Origin of the sequence: uncultured Algibacter sp., assembly GCF_947487575.1 — a bacterium.
Classification (GTDB): Bacteria; Bacteroidota; Bacteroidia; order Flavobacteriales; family Flavobacteriaceae; genus Algibacter_B.
The window spans coordinates 105,724-119,965 of the sequence record NZ_CANKXG010000005.1 but is presented as its reverse complement, the minus strand read 5'-3'; the positions used below and the strand labels follow the sequence as shown (position 1 = coordinate 119,965).

14 protein-coding genes and 1 tRNA gene are annotated in these 14,242 nt (G+C 30.2%); 7 read left to right on the top strand and 8 right to left on the bottom strand.

The window, feature by feature from the left end:
* Positions 1-38 precede the first annotated feature (38 nt).
* Positions 39-2,012, top strand: coding sequence for an LptF/LptG family permease (locus Q0870_RS06775; RefSeq protein WP_298553609.1), 1,974 nt, complete (start codon positions 39-41; stop codon positions 2,010-2,012).
* Between the two features lie 31 nt (positions 2,013-2,043).
* Complete coding sequence (gene ribB, locus Q0870_RS06770; RefSeq protein ID WP_298553608.1) at positions 2,044-3,189, top strand: 3,4-dihydroxy-2-butanone-4-phosphate synthase; 1,146 nt, start codon at positions 2,044-2,046, stop codon at positions 3,187-3,189.
* Here ribB and Q0870_RS06765 read toward each other — a convergent pair.
* The 7 genes from Q0870_RS06765 to Q0870_RS06735 all read right to left on the bottom strand — a co-directional run bounded on the left by Q0870_RS06765 (position 3,186) and on the right by Q0870_RS06735 (position 9,696).
* Positions 3,186-3,800, bottom strand: coding sequence for a hypothetical protein (locus Q0870_RS06765; RefSeq protein WP_298553607.1), 615 nt, complete (start codon positions 3,798-3,800; stop codon positions 3,186-3,188). The genes ribB and Q0870_RS06765 overlap by 4 nt on opposite strands.
* Positions 3,801-3,858: 58 nt before the next feature.
* Positions 3,859-4,560 carry a hypothetical protein gene (locus Q0870_RS06760; protein WP_298553606.1) on the bottom strand — a complete coding sequence of 234 codons (702 nt, stop codon included), beginning with the start codon at positions 4,558-4,560 and terminating at the stop codon, positions 3,859-3,861.
* A 78-nt stretch (positions 4,561-4,638) separates the two neighbouring features.
* The gene (locus Q0870_RS06755; RefSeq protein WP_298553605.1) at positions 4,639-5,664 is read right to left on the bottom strand and encodes a hypothetical protein; all 1,026 of its coding nucleotides are present in this window, start codon (positions 5,662-5,664) and stop codon (positions 4,639-4,641) included.
* Between the two features lie 26 nt (positions 5,665-5,690).
* Positions 5,691-6,173 carry a T9SS type A sorting domain-containing protein gene (locus Q0870_RS06750; protein WP_298553604.1) on the bottom strand — a complete coding sequence of 161 codons (483 nt, stop codon included), beginning with the start codon at positions 6,171-6,173 and terminating at the stop codon, positions 5,691-5,693.
* A gap of 860 nt (positions 6,174-7,033) precedes the next feature.
* Positions 7,034-7,513, bottom strand: coding sequence for a hypothetical protein (locus tag Q0870_RS06745; protein ID WP_298553602.1), 480 nt, complete (start codon positions 7,511-7,513; stop codon positions 7,034-7,036).
* 213 nt (positions 7,514-7,726) lie between these two features.
* On the bottom strand, positions 7,727-8,920 hold the full coding sequence (locus tag Q0870_RS06740) for a DegT/DnrJ/EryC1/StrS family aminotransferase (protein WP_298553599.1): 1,194 nt from the start codon (positions 8,918-8,920) through the stop codon (positions 7,727-7,729).
* Positions 8,921-9,066: 146 nt separating this feature from the next.
* Entirely contained in the window at positions 9,067-9,696 is a 630-nt protein-coding gene (locus Q0870_RS06735; RefSeq protein ID WP_298553597.1) for an NAD(P)H-dependent oxidoreductase, read from the bottom strand.
* Positions 9,697-9,883: 187 nt separating this feature from the next.
* On the opposite strand from Q0870_RS06735, the gene Q0870_RS06730 reads away from it, so the two are divergent.
* From Q0870_RS06730 to Q0870_RS06710, 5 genes are all read left to right on the top strand, one after another.
* Positions 9,884-9,968, top strand: a tRNA-Ser gene (locus Q0870_RS06730).
* A 240-nt stretch (positions 9,969-10,208) separates the two neighbouring features.
* Positions 10,209-11,429 (top strand): site-specific integrase, encoded by a 1,221-nt coding sequence (locus tag Q0870_RS06725; RefSeq protein ID WP_298553595.1) that lies wholly within the window; start codon positions 10,209-10,211, stop codon positions 11,427-11,429.
* 60 nt (positions 11,430-11,489) lie between these two features.
* Complete coding sequence (locus Q0870_RS06720) at positions 11,490-12,662, top strand: hypothetical protein (RefSeq protein WP_298553593.1); 1,173 nt, start codon at positions 11,490-11,492, stop codon at positions 12,660-12,662.
* A 99-nt stretch (positions 12,663-12,761) separates the two neighbouring features.
* Positions 12,762-13,058, top strand: coding sequence for a helix-turn-helix domain-containing protein (locus tag Q0870_RS06715; protein WP_298553591.1), 297 nt, complete (start codon positions 12,762-12,764; stop codon positions 13,056-13,058).
* Between the two features lie 191 nt (positions 13,059-13,249).
* Entirely contained in the window at positions 13,250-13,708 is a 459-nt protein-coding gene (locus Q0870_RS06710) for a helix-turn-helix domain-containing protein (protein ID WP_298553589.1), read from the top strand.
* Positions 13,709-13,904: 196 nt separating this feature from the next.
* On the opposite strand, the gene Q0870_RS06705 is transcribed toward Q0870_RS06710, so the two are convergent.
* Entirely contained in the window at positions 13,905-14,108 is a 204-nt protein-coding gene (locus Q0870_RS06705) for a hypothetical protein (protein WP_298553587.1), read from the bottom strand.
* Positions 14,109-14,242 lie beyond the last annotated feature (134 nt).

The window sequence follows — 14,242 nt, the reverse complement described above, 5'->3', positions numbered from 1 at the left end:
TACAAATTTTAAAAATATCTTTTTAAAAATTTAAACGTGTGAAAATTCTAGACCGCTACATACTAACCACATACCTAAAAACTTTTCTCAGCGTATTTGTTATACTCATACTTATTTTTGTATTGCAATCTATTTGGCTATATATAAAAGAACTAGCTGGAAAGGAGCTAGATATAGTTATAGTTTTTAAATTTTTGACTTATGTTACCCCTAAACTTATTCCTTTAGTTTTACCCCTTACCATACTCTTGGCATCTATTATGGTGTTTGGAAGTTTTGCTGAAAATTATGAATTTGCCGCCATGAAATCGACAGGTATTTCCTTACAGCGCGCTATGTCTGGGCTTAGTGTTTTTATTGTTGCAGTAGGTATTATTACATTCTTCTTTGCAAATAATGTGATTCCTTGGTCAGAACTTAAATTCTATAATTTAAGAAAAAACATTGCAAAGGTAAAACCCAGTATGGCTATAGCAGAAGGGCAATTTAATACAATAGAAGGAACAAATTATAATATAAAAGTAAGTAGGAAGAGTGGAGATAGAGGGCAATACTTAGAAGATGTAACCATTCATGTAAAAGGAAATGATGGTAGAAAGAATACTACGGTTATCAAATCTAAAACTGGTGAACTTGCAAGCGAAAAAGACTCTAATGTTTTAAAACTAATTTTAAATGATGGCCATTACTACAATGATGTAACAACTCTAAAGGATAGAAAAGCACTAATCAGGAAACCATTTGCAAAAAGTACTTTTGAAACAAAGATTATTAATATTGATTTATCGCAAATTAATAATGTCGATTTTGATGAACAATCACAAACCGACAAATACAATATGCTAAATGTTAGTGGATTAACCAAGACTATAGATTCTTTGGTCGTAAAATATAACAATGAGCATGAATCCTTTTCCCAAAATTTACATATAAGATCTGGTATTAACAAGAAACCTCTAGCAAACAATAGAATTATAGACTCCGTAAGTTATACAGGTCCTATTCTAGAACTTTTTAACACTAAAAAAAAAATAGAGTTAGTTGATGTTGCATCAAAATCAATTATTAGTTCTAAACAACTTATTATTTCGAAAGATGCCACCATGAAAATCTCTAAAGCATGGCTTAATAAGCATTTTATTTCACTTCATGAGAAATTTGCTTTAGGCTTTGCTTGTGTTATTTTATTTTTTGTTGGAGCACCTTTAGGAGCACTAATTCGTAAAGGTGGTATAGGCTTACCTATGGTAATTGCTATCCTATTGTTTTTAACCTATCATTTCATTGGAATTTTTGCTGTAAATAGTGCAAAAGCTGGAGACTTTAACCCTATTATAGCGCCTTGGTTTTCAACTTTAATCATGCTGCCCCTTGGTATTTTCTTAACCAAAAGAGCTACAGCAGACAGAGGTTTATTTGATTTCGGTAGTGCTGTAGAACCATTAAAAAAGATTTTTAAAATTAAAGAGAAAGACAGTATAAATTACAAGTTTTTATCTGAATATGAAAACGAAAAGCTGATAAACACTATCAATAATTTTGACACATTAGATCATGATAAAGCTATAGGGTTTAAGGCTATGGAAGTCTTAAAATCTAGAGGATTATCTACAACAGATTTAAGAGCAAACGGTTTAAATATTAATAAAAGTTACGACACTTCAGAAGAAATAAAAAAGAATTATAATGAACACTCAAAATTTGCTATAGTATTATATATTATTGGCTTTGTTCTATTAATTTTATTCTTTGTTTTTAAAAATAACAAATTACCATCATTGTCATCACCTGCAATACAGCTAAGTATGGTTTCATTAGCAATATTTATTATTTACTTTATTAAATCGATTATTAATTTATTTCAATTTTATAATCATATAAATAAAAAACAGAACAAACCCAATATCTTTCTTTTAATACTTGGAATTCCTCTTTATTTTATTACCCACTTCTTTTTGAATGTAAAAATGAAAGTTGACTTAAATGCAAATTGTTTAGAATCTTTAAAATAAGCCATATCTTTGTTCTATGATGGTTAACCCTATGACACAAAAAGCAAAACAAGAGTTTAAGCTTAATACAATACACGAAGCTATTGACGACATAAGAAACGGAAAAGTTATAATTGTTGTTGATGACGAAAATCGTGAAAATGAAGGTGATTTTTTGGCTGCCGCCGATAAGGTAACTCCAGAAATGATAAACTTTATGGCTACTCATGGTAGAGGACTTATTTGTGCACCGCTCACCGAAAACAGATGTAAGGAGCTAGAGTTAAACATGATGGTTCGTAATAATACTGACCCCATGGAAACTGCTTTTACGGTATCGGTTGATTTAAGAGGTAATGGTGTAACCACAGGTATTTCAGCTAGTGATAGAGCAAAAACAGTACAAGCTTTAATTAATAACAATACAAAACCATTTGAATTGGCTAGACCTGGTCATATTTTTCCTTTAGTTGCTAAAGAAGGTGGTGTTTTACGAAGAACTGGTCATACTGAAGCTGCCATTGATTTTGCAAGATTAGCAGGTTTAAATCCAGCTGGTGTGATTGTTGAAATAATGAATGAAGATGGTACCATGGCGCGTTTACCTGAGCTAATTGAGGTTGCCAAGAAGTTAGATTTGAAAATCGTTTCTATTGAAGATTTAGTGGCTTACAGAATGCAACACGACTCTTTAATAGAAAAAAAAGAGGACTTTCAAATAGAAACACGTTTTGGGAATTTTAGATTAAGAGCATACAAGCAAACTACAAATAATCAAGTACATATAGCCTTAACTAAAGGACAATGGAAAGATAGTGAAGAGGTTCTTACAAGAATAAATTCAACCCTAATTAATAATGATATTTTAGGAACGCTTACCAATAATGCGGATAAGCAATTGGATGATATGTTTAAGGTTATAAATGATGCTAGAAAAGGTGCAATAATCTTTATTAATCAAGAATCACAATCTATGAATATCCTTAATCGCTTATCTTTTTTAAAAGAAAACCAAGAATCTAATAAAATAGCTAGGGCTCCAAAAATAAACATGGATAATAGAGATTTTGGAATTGGAGCTCAAATACTTCACGATTTAAATATTCACAAACTGCGTTTAATTTCTAATACCAAACAAACAAAGCGTGTTGGGTTGATTGGTTATGGTTTAGAGATTGTGGATTATGTTAAATATTAATTATTACTTGCTCCTCCTTTAGAACCAAATAGCTTACCAGCTTCTGAGTAACCAATACCTTTAAAGTTTATTCCTTGTGCTGATATAATTTTATCTGCTTCATTTTTTACTTCATTTTTATCAAAACGTACATCTAATTTTGAAATTTCTGCATTACCCGATGCATTACTTGGATTTGATAAATCTATAGCACCAGATATTTTAGCATTAGGATGAAATTTAGTAGTGTTGGAAGAATATGTATACATAGCTGTCATTCTCTTACCATCTTTCTTAAGTACTTTTAAGTGAATATTAGCTTTCTCTAATTGATTGGTGTCTCCATCATAAAATAACTGAACTATTTCCTTGCCTTTCTCAAGCTTTTTAGTAAAAGTAAAAATAGCTTCTCGTTTTTTGGTTTTTTTATGTCGGCTTACAATACCAGAAGCTTTAGTGTAATGCCATGGCTTTCCGTTTATAGTACATAAATAGGTTTCTTTAGTTTTTGTTTCTTTTTTAGGTTCCTTTTTTTTATTTATAATATCTAATGTATGCTCCTCATTAATTTTATTACTTTCCTTACAGGAAAAGGAAACAAGAACGATAAACAATAATACATATAACTTCATGGTTTTCAATATATTAATTATGATTTGTGTTTTTTGAGGTATGTAGTTTTTGATTTAATTATTTACAAACTCTCAAACTAGACGATGCCAAAGACACACTATTCGCAGAAACTGTTTTTTTCGATTTTAATAAAGGACGTAAGGCATCATTAAATAAGCGTTTAGTAACATCGGTTGTAAAAACTCTAGTTAGTTCTTGCCCTACAACATCTTCAATACCTTTAGTTAGTCTAGAAAACACACTACCAAAACCACTACCAACTAATTTACCTAACATTTCTACTTGTGTTACTTTAAATGATACTGAACGTTGAAAAACTATAGGTTTTAATGTAAAGCGCATTATTTGGGGATTTGCCCAATTAATATCTGGTGCACGATCGTCTTTCATGCGCTTTGTTAAACAACCTTCACATCGTCCCTTTAACTCTATACCGTTGTTTTCAAACTTAACGTCTAAAACGAAAGCGTTTTTTTTAGAATCGTACCAGAAATTACTATCTATACGCCTTACGTTTTCAAAAAAATAGGTCCACTCTCTACTTACAGGACTAATTTTTACATCTTTAAGGTCTAGATTTTGGCGTGTGCCATTTATGGCTAAAAAACCATCGTGTTTATCTAGCTTAATATCTAGACGTGGTTTTACTTTTTCGTTTAAATATTTAGCTATTTCTTTTGTATTAATGTCTGTACATTGCGCTATTATGCTTGATGTAAACAATAATAGTACTACACTAATTTTAATTCTATTTTTCATCTTTAAATTATTTATCAGATTAAGCTGATTTTATTATTTTTACTTACATGATTAGTTAAACTACTCAATAATTTACCTCTAATTAATTTTATAACCTTCAAACCAACTACCAGTTCCATCTATTCTAACATCATTAGCACCAAAGTTCCTCAGGGACACAAATACTTGTTGTCCAACATTAAGAAAATAAATACCACAAACATCTGTTTTTACGTCATCACCATCAACAATTTGCGTGAAATCAACACCTGTATCTACATTAAAACTAATTCTGAAAAAAGAAGTAGTTACAGTATTGGATTGTCTTACAACTGCATGTATATAATAATATCCACTTTCTGGGACAACAAATCTTTTAGTAGTGGTATTGAAAGCATTTCTAGTATCATACGTTCTAATATCCCAAATATCTGTTTCTATAGTAGTATTGGCATCCAAGTCTTTTACTGCAAAACCATTTCCTCTAACTTTAAATACAACTGGAGTGGTAGCCGCAGTAGCATTATCAACATAGGTTTTAACTGCTCTTTCAGTAGGGATTGCATTATTACTATTACCTCCTAAAGTTGCGTCAGTAGATATCTCGTTTACTGACGTACCATTTTCTAATCTTAAATCTCCGTTTACATCCAACTTAGATGTAGGCGCTCTGTCTATGCCTACATTACCAGTATTTATATTTTCTATGTCATTCCCATTAGTAAGCCACCTTGTGTCTCCAGACGAAATAGCATAAGGTACAGCCATAAGCTCATTAGTTCCAATTTCGGCCCCATTAAGTGATATTGTTATATAACTAGCAATAGAACCCCATTCCAAACTACCAAAATCTCCTGATATTGCAACCCCATTACCAATCAAAAGACTAAAAACACCATTGCTACTTGTTGTAACTGTATGATTTTCCACATAACTTGCAGTAACATCTGGGGCACCAAATTTAATAGCTATTTGTATGTTTACAGATTCATCTACCAAAAGTTCTCCTGCACTATCTTTAGCTACAGCTTGGTAATTAATAAAGTTTTTTTGTGCTGATTGTGCAAAAGACACACTGATTAAAAAAAAGGCTAATACAGTAATACAGTAATTTATATTTTTCATAATTTATGATTTAAAGGTTAATACTTTTATTTTTTAATGATTCTGAATGTTTTATTTTGATTTATGTCGTCTATTGAAAGTTTTAAAACATAAACTCCCTTAGATAAAGCACTAAAATTTATTTTGTGTCCATTAGGAATTCCTTTAAAATCTTTCTTCATTATTAATTGCCCTTGCAATGTCCACAAAGACATATTGTAGCTCTTAGTATCTTTTAATAAAATAGTGAGATTATTTATTACAGGATTTGGATAAAGTAAAATATTGTCTTCTAATGAGAAATTAGTAGTTGTTAATGTTGAATTTAGTGTTGAACTAAACCAAAACCCTTGTAACAAAGTTTCATTGTTAGATATAACTCCTATAATGGGCTCACCAATTGTTGCATTAATTGAATTACTGCCGTTACTTATAGCATTGCCTCCATTAGATAATGTTACGTTTTCAATAGATTGCGCACCCACGATACAGATGTTTAAAAATATTATTAAACCTATAGTGTTTTTCATAATTATTTTATTATTAATAGTTATTTAGATATTGCTTCTCTTTTACTTTTTTAAGTGTACTTCCCATTTTATAAATGATTAACATTTAGATCTATATTATGCTTAGGGAAAGCTTCAATTTCATCTTTTAAAGTTTTAGTTTTCTTTATCACTTTTGTTTTTAGGTAAAGGCATTGCTATTAATTTTTTCAAAACTAAAGGACTATTATAGATATAGATATAACACATGTAACAAAACCTGTAAATTATGTAACATGATAGTAATAGCATAGAATACGAGAGGATTTTTGTATAAATAAAACATATAAATACATCAAATACTCTAAAGAGAATAATTTAGATATGGAGTAATTTATGTTTTGTTATGGCTATTAGTAATTCTGTAGACATATAATAGTAAGCTTATTTAAAGAAGTACAGAGATTGTTAAAAGCAACATAACATCTATAATATATTTAATAAATTACTACAATATTTCTAAACTTAATTTTATATCATGAAAACATTTAAGCAATAGCGACCTACTAAAAGTTATAGCTGCATAAATTCCCCCACTATACTTAGAAATACAATAATGTTCTTTTGAATATTATTGTATAGAAAATCACCTATATATGATGATACTCTATGAAACAGATAGCATGTTACATGAATTATAATTGTTAAACAGACGCTTTTATAGCCTTAACCATTTTAGAAGCTCATTCCCTAACCTCTTGTTCTGTCCAAGACGGTTTTATTAAACAATATATATTTCTACCGAGATATGATTATGAGAAATATTGATGCTTTAAATATAAGAACTTTACCCTATGCCTTAACATAGAGTAAAGTTATAGAATTGGTTTATTTGGGATTTATTAATCTAAATTGTAATATGATACGACTTCTTCTAAATTATTAAAATCTACAGCGCTAACGCTTGTACCTTCAAGCAATACAAATCTGAGTCGAAGATTAGATTGGGAAAAAGTAGCTTTTAAAGTAATTTTACCAACTTCAATTTTATCAATTTCTAATATTATCTGTTGTGAAAGACTTAGAGGTAGTACCTCCCAATAATCATTTCCTGTTACTGTGACGTAAGCATATACAATACCTGTATCGTATATCTCTTGTGTTAATTGAGAAATATCAAAAACATTGTCGCCATTATTAATTGTCTGATTTTCTAACAATACAGAAACCACATTAGCGTTACCATCTTGTCCAGCTGGCCCTTCTAAACCATCAATTCCATTCATTCCATCTTCACCATCCTCACCTTCACATGAGTAACTTGTAAAAATTAAAGCAAAAGCCATAAGTGCATAGGTTAAAAATCTTCGAGTTGTTTTCATAATTTTAAGTTTTAATTATTATTAATGTATAATTTCAACTCAAAATTAAATGATAGCCTATTGAACGCGTATTACTAATGTAACAAAACCTATAACAAATGTAACAATATAGTGATAACAAGGAAATACAAAGCTTAAAGTATACCTTTTTAAACTTAAATAAGTTTGCTCATTTTCTTTTATAGATGTAATTATTATAAGAGATTTGTGTATTTAAATACAACTTTTTATACTTTCTACCATTTTATTCGCGCGCGCTAAAACCTCCTCTTCAGTCCAAGACATCTTAATTAAACACGAAATATTTCTAGATATATAATAATCAGATTGCGAAAAATCTTTAGTTTTAAGATTAGCTAATTCTCCTTTTATCTCTTTAGTTAAAGGATATAACGATTTAGCATCTTTTAGATGATGCCATTCACGAACATAGTGCCAGTTATTATTGTAGTAATTCCAGCAGACATCAATACCATTCTCTTTAAATGCTTTAGATACGTTCTGCGCTGTTTCTACGTCTGGCAGAAAGAAATTTAAAAAAGCACAACTTTCTTGGCCTCCTTCTGGTACTTTTCTAAAGGTGACTTCTGGAATTTCTGTTAAAGCTTCTCTTAGAATATTAAAATTTTTCTTTTGAATAGCTAAAAACTCTGGCAAACGTTTTACTTGTGCTAAACCTACTGCAGCATGTAACTCAGAAATACGGAAGTTGTAACCTAAAAACGGATGTGTTTCTGCTCCTCTGTCGTGACCTACATGGTCGTGACCATGGTCGCTATAATGGTCGGCGTTTGTATAATATTCTTTGTTGTTTGTTATTACTGCTCCTCCTTCGCCACAGGTAATGGTTTTTACAAAATCGAATGAAAAACAACCTAAATCGCCAATGCTTCCTAGTGGTTTTCCTTTGTATGTTCCTCCAATGGCTTGACATGCATCTTCAATTAATAATACATTATGCTTTTTGGCTACATCTCTTAGGGCATCCATATCGCCCATACTACCACACATTTGCACGACCATAATGCCTTTTGTTTTTGGCGTGATGGCTTTTTCTACGGCTTCTGGGTTTAGGCATAATGTATCATCTACATCAACCAAAACGGGAATAGCACCGAGCATCATGATGGCTTCGAAACTAGCCACGAAGGTAAAGGTTGGCATGATAACTTCATCACCTGCTCCTACGCCTGCTGCAGCTAAGGCTACGGATACTGCTGCGGTGCCGCTAGATACCAATTGTACGTGTTTGGATTGAAAAGCGTTTTGAAGTTCGGATTCTAATTCTTTGGCTTTCCAATGGCCTTTTCGCATGCCATCGAATCCATAGCGCATAAGCACGCCATTGTCCAATACATCATTTACTTGCTTTCTCTCTAAATCTCCAAATAATTCAAATCCTGGCATATTCTATTTTTCTTTAATGTTGAATTGGACGCTAGTTTTGCGTTAGGGATTGAGGTTTTGTTGAAGCTCTTTTTGTGTTGTTGCACCTATGCAACACAAAAAAGCGACTACCGAAAGCCCGACCCTTGTGGTAACGCCCAAATATTTTATATTGTTATTACAGCTTCTTCTATTGGTTTTCTAACTTTTTTGAAGTCAGAAAACATATCGTCTTCTGCACGATAACCTATTGGTAAAAGTAAAACTGATTTTAATTTTTTTTTATCTAATTTAAGTATTTCGTCATATTTTGATGGTAAAAATCCTTCCATTGGACATGAATCTATGCCTTCAATGGCACAAACCGTCATTAAATTCCCTAGTGCGATGTATGCTTGATTTGTTGACCATTGCTGGCGCTCTAGTACCGACATATCTTTCATCATGCTAATTAAATCTTCTCTGTAAGGTTTTAATATGGTTTCTGGTGTATTGCGGATATGTTTTATATTGTTGTAGTAAGTTGTAACATCGATATCTGCAATGTTTTTTTGGATACAAATTACAAGAAGATGTGACGCATTTAGAACTTGTTTTTGGTTATAGGATGCTTCTACTAATGGTTTTCTTATTTGCTTATCTTCAATAACAATTAGCTTAATAGTTTGTAACCCAAATGAGGTGGCTGTTAGGTTAAAAGCTTCTGTTACGATATTTAATTTAGCTTTTGACAACTTTTTTGTTGCATCAAATTTTTTTGTTGCATACCGCCATTTAAGCTGTTTAATTGTATCCATTATGGTATAATAAGTTTTTACAAAAATAAGGTTTGAAATTTTCTTTTCGCGATATTGTTATACAAAATATAAGCATTGAAAAATACGCAAAATTTATTGTTAAAAAGTTATGTTTTTATTTGATAGAATGAAAAAGGAGGTTATATTTGCACCCGCATTCAGGCAAATAGCTTGATGAGGCACTCAAGGAGAAATGGCAGAGTGGTCGAATGCGGCAGTCTTGAAAACTGTTGAGGGTCACACCTCCGGGGGTTCGAATCCCTCTTTCTCCGCTGATTAAGTCGTCAAAAGACACTTTAAAAGTCAAAACCCTTTAAACACTACGTTTAGAGGGTTTTTTGTTTTTGGTATATATTCAAAATACACATTATATATCAAAGTACAGTTACCCTATGGGTTACCCTGCAAAATGAAAAACATATAGGGTAACTAATTTTAAGGGAATCACAGGGAATCCCTAGCTATACTTGCAGTTTGCTAATATTTTTGTTGAACATTAAATTAGTAAACCAATGATTAAAACTTATTTCTACATTAAAACAGACAAGCAAAACAGTAACGGAGAATCCCCTATTTATGCAAAAATTGAATTACAAGGTAAAACCTCAACATTAAGTACTGGTAAATTTATCACCAAAGACCGTTGGGATGCCACAAATAAACTAAAAAACACATTACGTGTTACAAGTGAAAAAAATTGTAGAACAACTTTAAATATTATTGAATCTAAAATTGAAAGTATCTATCTGGAATTAGTAAAAGTCAATTCTAACGTTAAACTAAGTGATATAAAAAATGTACTTAGCGGTAAAAAATCAAAATCTACCGAAATTGATATTATCAAATTATTTGAGAACCACAATAACTATTTTAAAAGAAAATTTGAAGCAGGAGAACGCTCTAAAGCTTCACTTCAAAAGTATAATCGAGCAAAAGATTTACTATATAATTTTATTAGCTTAAAACACAGGAAAACAACTTATAATGTAGTGGATATTGACAATACATTTATCTATGAATTAGAATCTTTTTTAAAGTATGAATCTACTTTTAAAAGTAAAGTTGGTATAAACCATAATTCTGTTGTAAAATACTTTCAATGCTTTAAAACAGTTTGTAACTATGGTATTAAAAGAAATATAATTTCTAAAAATCCATTTTTATGTTACGACGAAAAGCTAATAATTAAAGAAGCTGTTTTTCTTACGCAGGACGAACTTCAACGCATAGAAAAAAAAGTATTTAGCACCGAAAGACTAAACAGAGTAAAAGATATTTTTCTTTTCTCATGCTATACAAGTTATGCACCCATTGACGTTGAAAACCTTACTAAAGCTAATGTAATTAGAGATAATGATAACACCTATTGGATTAAAACTAATCGAGCAAAAACAACTATTAAAAGTAATGTTCCAGTATTACCACCAGTTAAACGCATAATTGATAAATACGCACATTTGGAAGGTGATAAATTACTACCTAATATTAGTAATCAAAAAATAAACGAATATTTAAAAGAAATTGCTGATTTGTGCAAAATAGACAAAAAACTCACGCATTATGTTGCTAGACATACGTTTGCTACTACTGTAACGCTTGCTAATGGAATAGCTATTGAAAATGTTTCAAGCATGATGGGGCATACAAGAATAACCATGACCCAACACTATGCTAAAGTTCTGGATTCAAGCGTTAAAAAGGATATGGATAAACTAATACAAAAATTCGTATAAATTTATATTTTTCTTAATTTAGAAGCCTACAATATTGTAAGCTTCTTTATATAAAATTTTATGAAATACCTTATTGACCTTAACAAAGAGATAGAAAAGATAGTTAATCCTGAAATTTACTTTCATGAGGACTATCAAACTTTTTCATTTTTTAAAACATGGGTGGTTGAGATTGATGATGAGTATTTTAATAATTGGGAAAATAGAATTAAAGATAAAATCAATCATATTGCCGATTTAGACAGCCCAATTAAAGTTAAGTTTATTAAAGTATTCCATCAAGATGTTTTACAGAAGTATAATAACATTATTGAATTTGACAATGAAAATTTAGAATACCTTAAATCGCTTTTTTCAAACATATACCGTACTCCAGAGTCAATCAAATCTCCTAAAAATAAATGCAAAGACTTTTCAGATGATTTTGATAGCAGTTATTTCATTACTTATGAAGAATATGAACATTTCATTTATAAGTTAGGTCGAATATTTTATAGCAAAGACTTTTTACCATTGACCGACCCAGATGAAACATTGGATGATGAAAAAGGTAATTTAGAAGAATTAATACTTGAAAGAATTGAGATTGAAAATGAGGAAAATGAAAAAAAGAAGCATGAAGCAAAAGAAGCCACTAGAAAATTCCTCGAAAAAGAAGGTGATATTGAAAAAGATGTAATCGAAGAAGAACTTTCTTATAATTACCCCGTTAATAAAATAAACAAGAATGAAGAATTAGAAAAAATGCATTCTTATGTTCAGCTTTCTATATGCCTAGATAGCACTAAAACTGTGTTAAAAAATATAATCAAACATCTAGATAATATACTCAATCTAATTAAAAAACTAGAGACCTATAAAGAAGATGAATTTAATTTTGATGAGGTCTTTGACAAAGACCCAACAAATCTAAAATTAGAATTTAAAACGAACAAACTAAATGTTGTATTCTTTTATAAAGCATTATTTGAAGAAGGTTTTATTGATGTAGATAGTAAGAACCAAAAATATACAGATACCAACCTAAAAAAGTATTTAGATAATGCAAACATCCACTTCCTAAACGAAAAAGGGGAATCTGTTAAAGTTAAAGGAATCAATAAAGAATTTTCAAAAGTTAAAAAAAGAAAAAATGACGAAAAAAGCGAATATGAACGTCAAGAAATTGAACTATTAGACCTCATCATTTCAAAATTTTCCGATAGAAGAAAAAAAATCTATGAATCAATGTAAATCCATTATGTTAATCTTTGAGGGAATCAAAGGGAATCCCTCGCTATTGTTGATATAAACCCGAATATTTGCATCATAATAATTCTAAAAAATATAATTATGATGAAACAAGAATCACAGATTTCAATTATTCCATTTGGAGAGCTTAAAAGGCTTTTACTTCCATTACATGACAAGTTAGCTCAACTTGAAACAAAACTTGATAAAACAAGCTCTAAACAAGTTAAAAAGTACTACCGTAACAAAGATTTGAAGTTACTGTTTGGTATATCTCAAAATACTATTATTAAATATAGAAATAATGGTGACATTCCATTTACTACAATTGGAGATGTTTATTTATACCCCGTTAGGGAAATAGATAAAATTTTATCTAAAAACCTTCAATCCTTCTAGTTGAGATTAGCATTTTTAAAAATTAAAATTGAAACACCTCGAAGAGGAAACCTATTAATACTCTTTTTTTAGTTTAATAATAAGTTTAGTCTAATAATATATAATATAATACAGGGCTATTTTAGAATACTTCAACTTGTAATAAACAAATTTGAAACATACTGTTTTAGCCATAACAATAAATAAAAACAATGCCAGAACATCAATTTACAAAAGTTTATAAAAAAGTAAAAGCAGATAAAAACCTCAACGAACTTCAAAAGCTCATTTTGTCAGAGATAATAAGTTACCAATTGCAAGGACGTTATTTTTATATGACTAATAAAAGTTTAAGTTATGAGTTTGGATGCAGTGAAAAAAGGATTCAAACTGCTATAACAGCCCTTAATCCAATTCTTTACAAGGAATATTTTTATCCAATTTCACCAGAAGGCGGAAGACCTAAAAAACGAAGATTACTTTTAGTAAACAATCTACACCAATATATTCCTATCGAAATACTTATTGAAATTGATATTGATATAAAGAGTTTCAAAGATTTGGAAGATTTTTTAAGGTGGGCTAAATTCACATTTACGGCTGATGGTGTAATAGTAGAATATGTAAAATCCAAACCGTATATAGAAAAACATTTTGGAAAATTATTTTAAAATTTGAATGCCACTCTAACTGTCAATTATAAAAACGCTGATATTACCATCATTTAGGCTATTTTAAATGTAATTGCAGGTCTTCTGTAACCGTACGGAAAAATCTATACAAATATTTTTTAGCACTCTAAGGGCGTGCAATAAGGCTTTTTAAATATGCTAATGTAAGAGCGGTGATGCGTGTTGAGGTTCTTTTTCAATCTGGTTTATTTCGTTTCGGTGCAAAGTGTTCTAAAATACTGTTATGGATTCGCCATGCATTGTTCTGTTTAGATAGTAAAGATGGCTGACCTTTGTATTTATTTTTTAGTAGAGCTAATCTATAACGTAGTGTACGTTCTGATATTTGGTAAAGTTCCATCACCTCAACACTAGTATAATATGTTTTATATGTTCTCATAAAAAAATTGTTTACTAATAAATATACAGGTGCATTAAAAAGCAACTAAATAAATACCATGATGAGGTTTTAGTAAAAAATACAGCGAAAAAAGTCGCTATTTTTCAATGAACATTATTACATTGCTGTCGCAA

What these genes read in the sequence shown, in the direction of transcription:
- Q0870_RS06720 (WP_298553593.1), top strand. Translation starts at nt 11,490, where the DNA reads ATGAAATACCTTATTGACCTTAACAAAGAGATAGAAAAGATAGTTAAT.
- Q0870_RS06705 (WP_298553587.1), bottom strand. Translation starts at nt 14,108, where the DNA reads ATGAGAACATATAAAACATATTATACTAGTGTTGAGGTGATGGAACTT.
- ribB (WP_298553608.1), top strand. Translation starts at nt 2,044, where the DNA reads ATGACACAAAAAGCAAAACAAGAGTTTAAGCTTAATACAATACACGAA.
- Q0870_RS06760 (WP_298553606.1), bottom strand. Translation starts at nt 4,560, where the DNA reads ATGAAAAATAGAATTAAAATTAGTGTAGTACTATTATTGTTTACATCA.
- Q0870_RS06725 (WP_298553595.1), top strand. Translation starts at nt 10,209, where the DNA reads ATGATTAAAACTTATTTCTACATTAAAACAGACAAGCAAAACAGTAAC.
- Q0870_RS06765 (WP_298553607.1), bottom strand. Translation starts at nt 3,800, where the DNA reads ATGAAGTTATATGTATTATTGTTTATCGTTCTTGTTTCCTTTTCCTGT.
- Q0870_RS06740 (WP_298553599.1), bottom strand. Translation starts at nt 8,920, where the DNA reads ATGCCAGGATTTGAATTATTTGGAGATTTAGAGAGAAAGCAAGTAAAT.
- Q0870_RS06745 (WP_298553602.1), bottom strand. Translation starts at nt 7,513, where the DNA reads ATGAAAACAACTCGAAGATTTTTAACCTATGCACTTATGGCTTTTGCT.
- Q0870_RS06750 (WP_298553604.1), bottom strand. Translation starts at nt 6,173, where the DNA reads ATGAAAAACACTATAGGTTTAATAATATTTTTAAACATCTGTATCGTG.
- Q0870_RS06755 (WP_298553605.1), bottom strand. Translation starts at nt 5,664, where the DNA reads ATGAAAAATATAAATTACTGTATTACTGTATTAGCCTTTTTTTTAATC.
- Q0870_RS06710 (WP_298553589.1), top strand. Translation starts at nt 13,250, where the DNA reads ATGCCAGAACATCAATTTACAAAAGTTTATAAAAAAGTAAAAGCAGAT.
- Q0870_RS06715 (WP_298553591.1), top strand. Translation starts at nt 12,762, where the DNA reads ATGATGAAACAAGAATCACAGATTTCAATTATTCCATTTGGAGAGCTT.
- Q0870_RS06735 (WP_298553597.1), bottom strand. Translation starts at nt 9,696, where the DNA reads ATGGATACAATTAAACAGCTTAAATGGCGGTATGCAACAAAAAAATTT.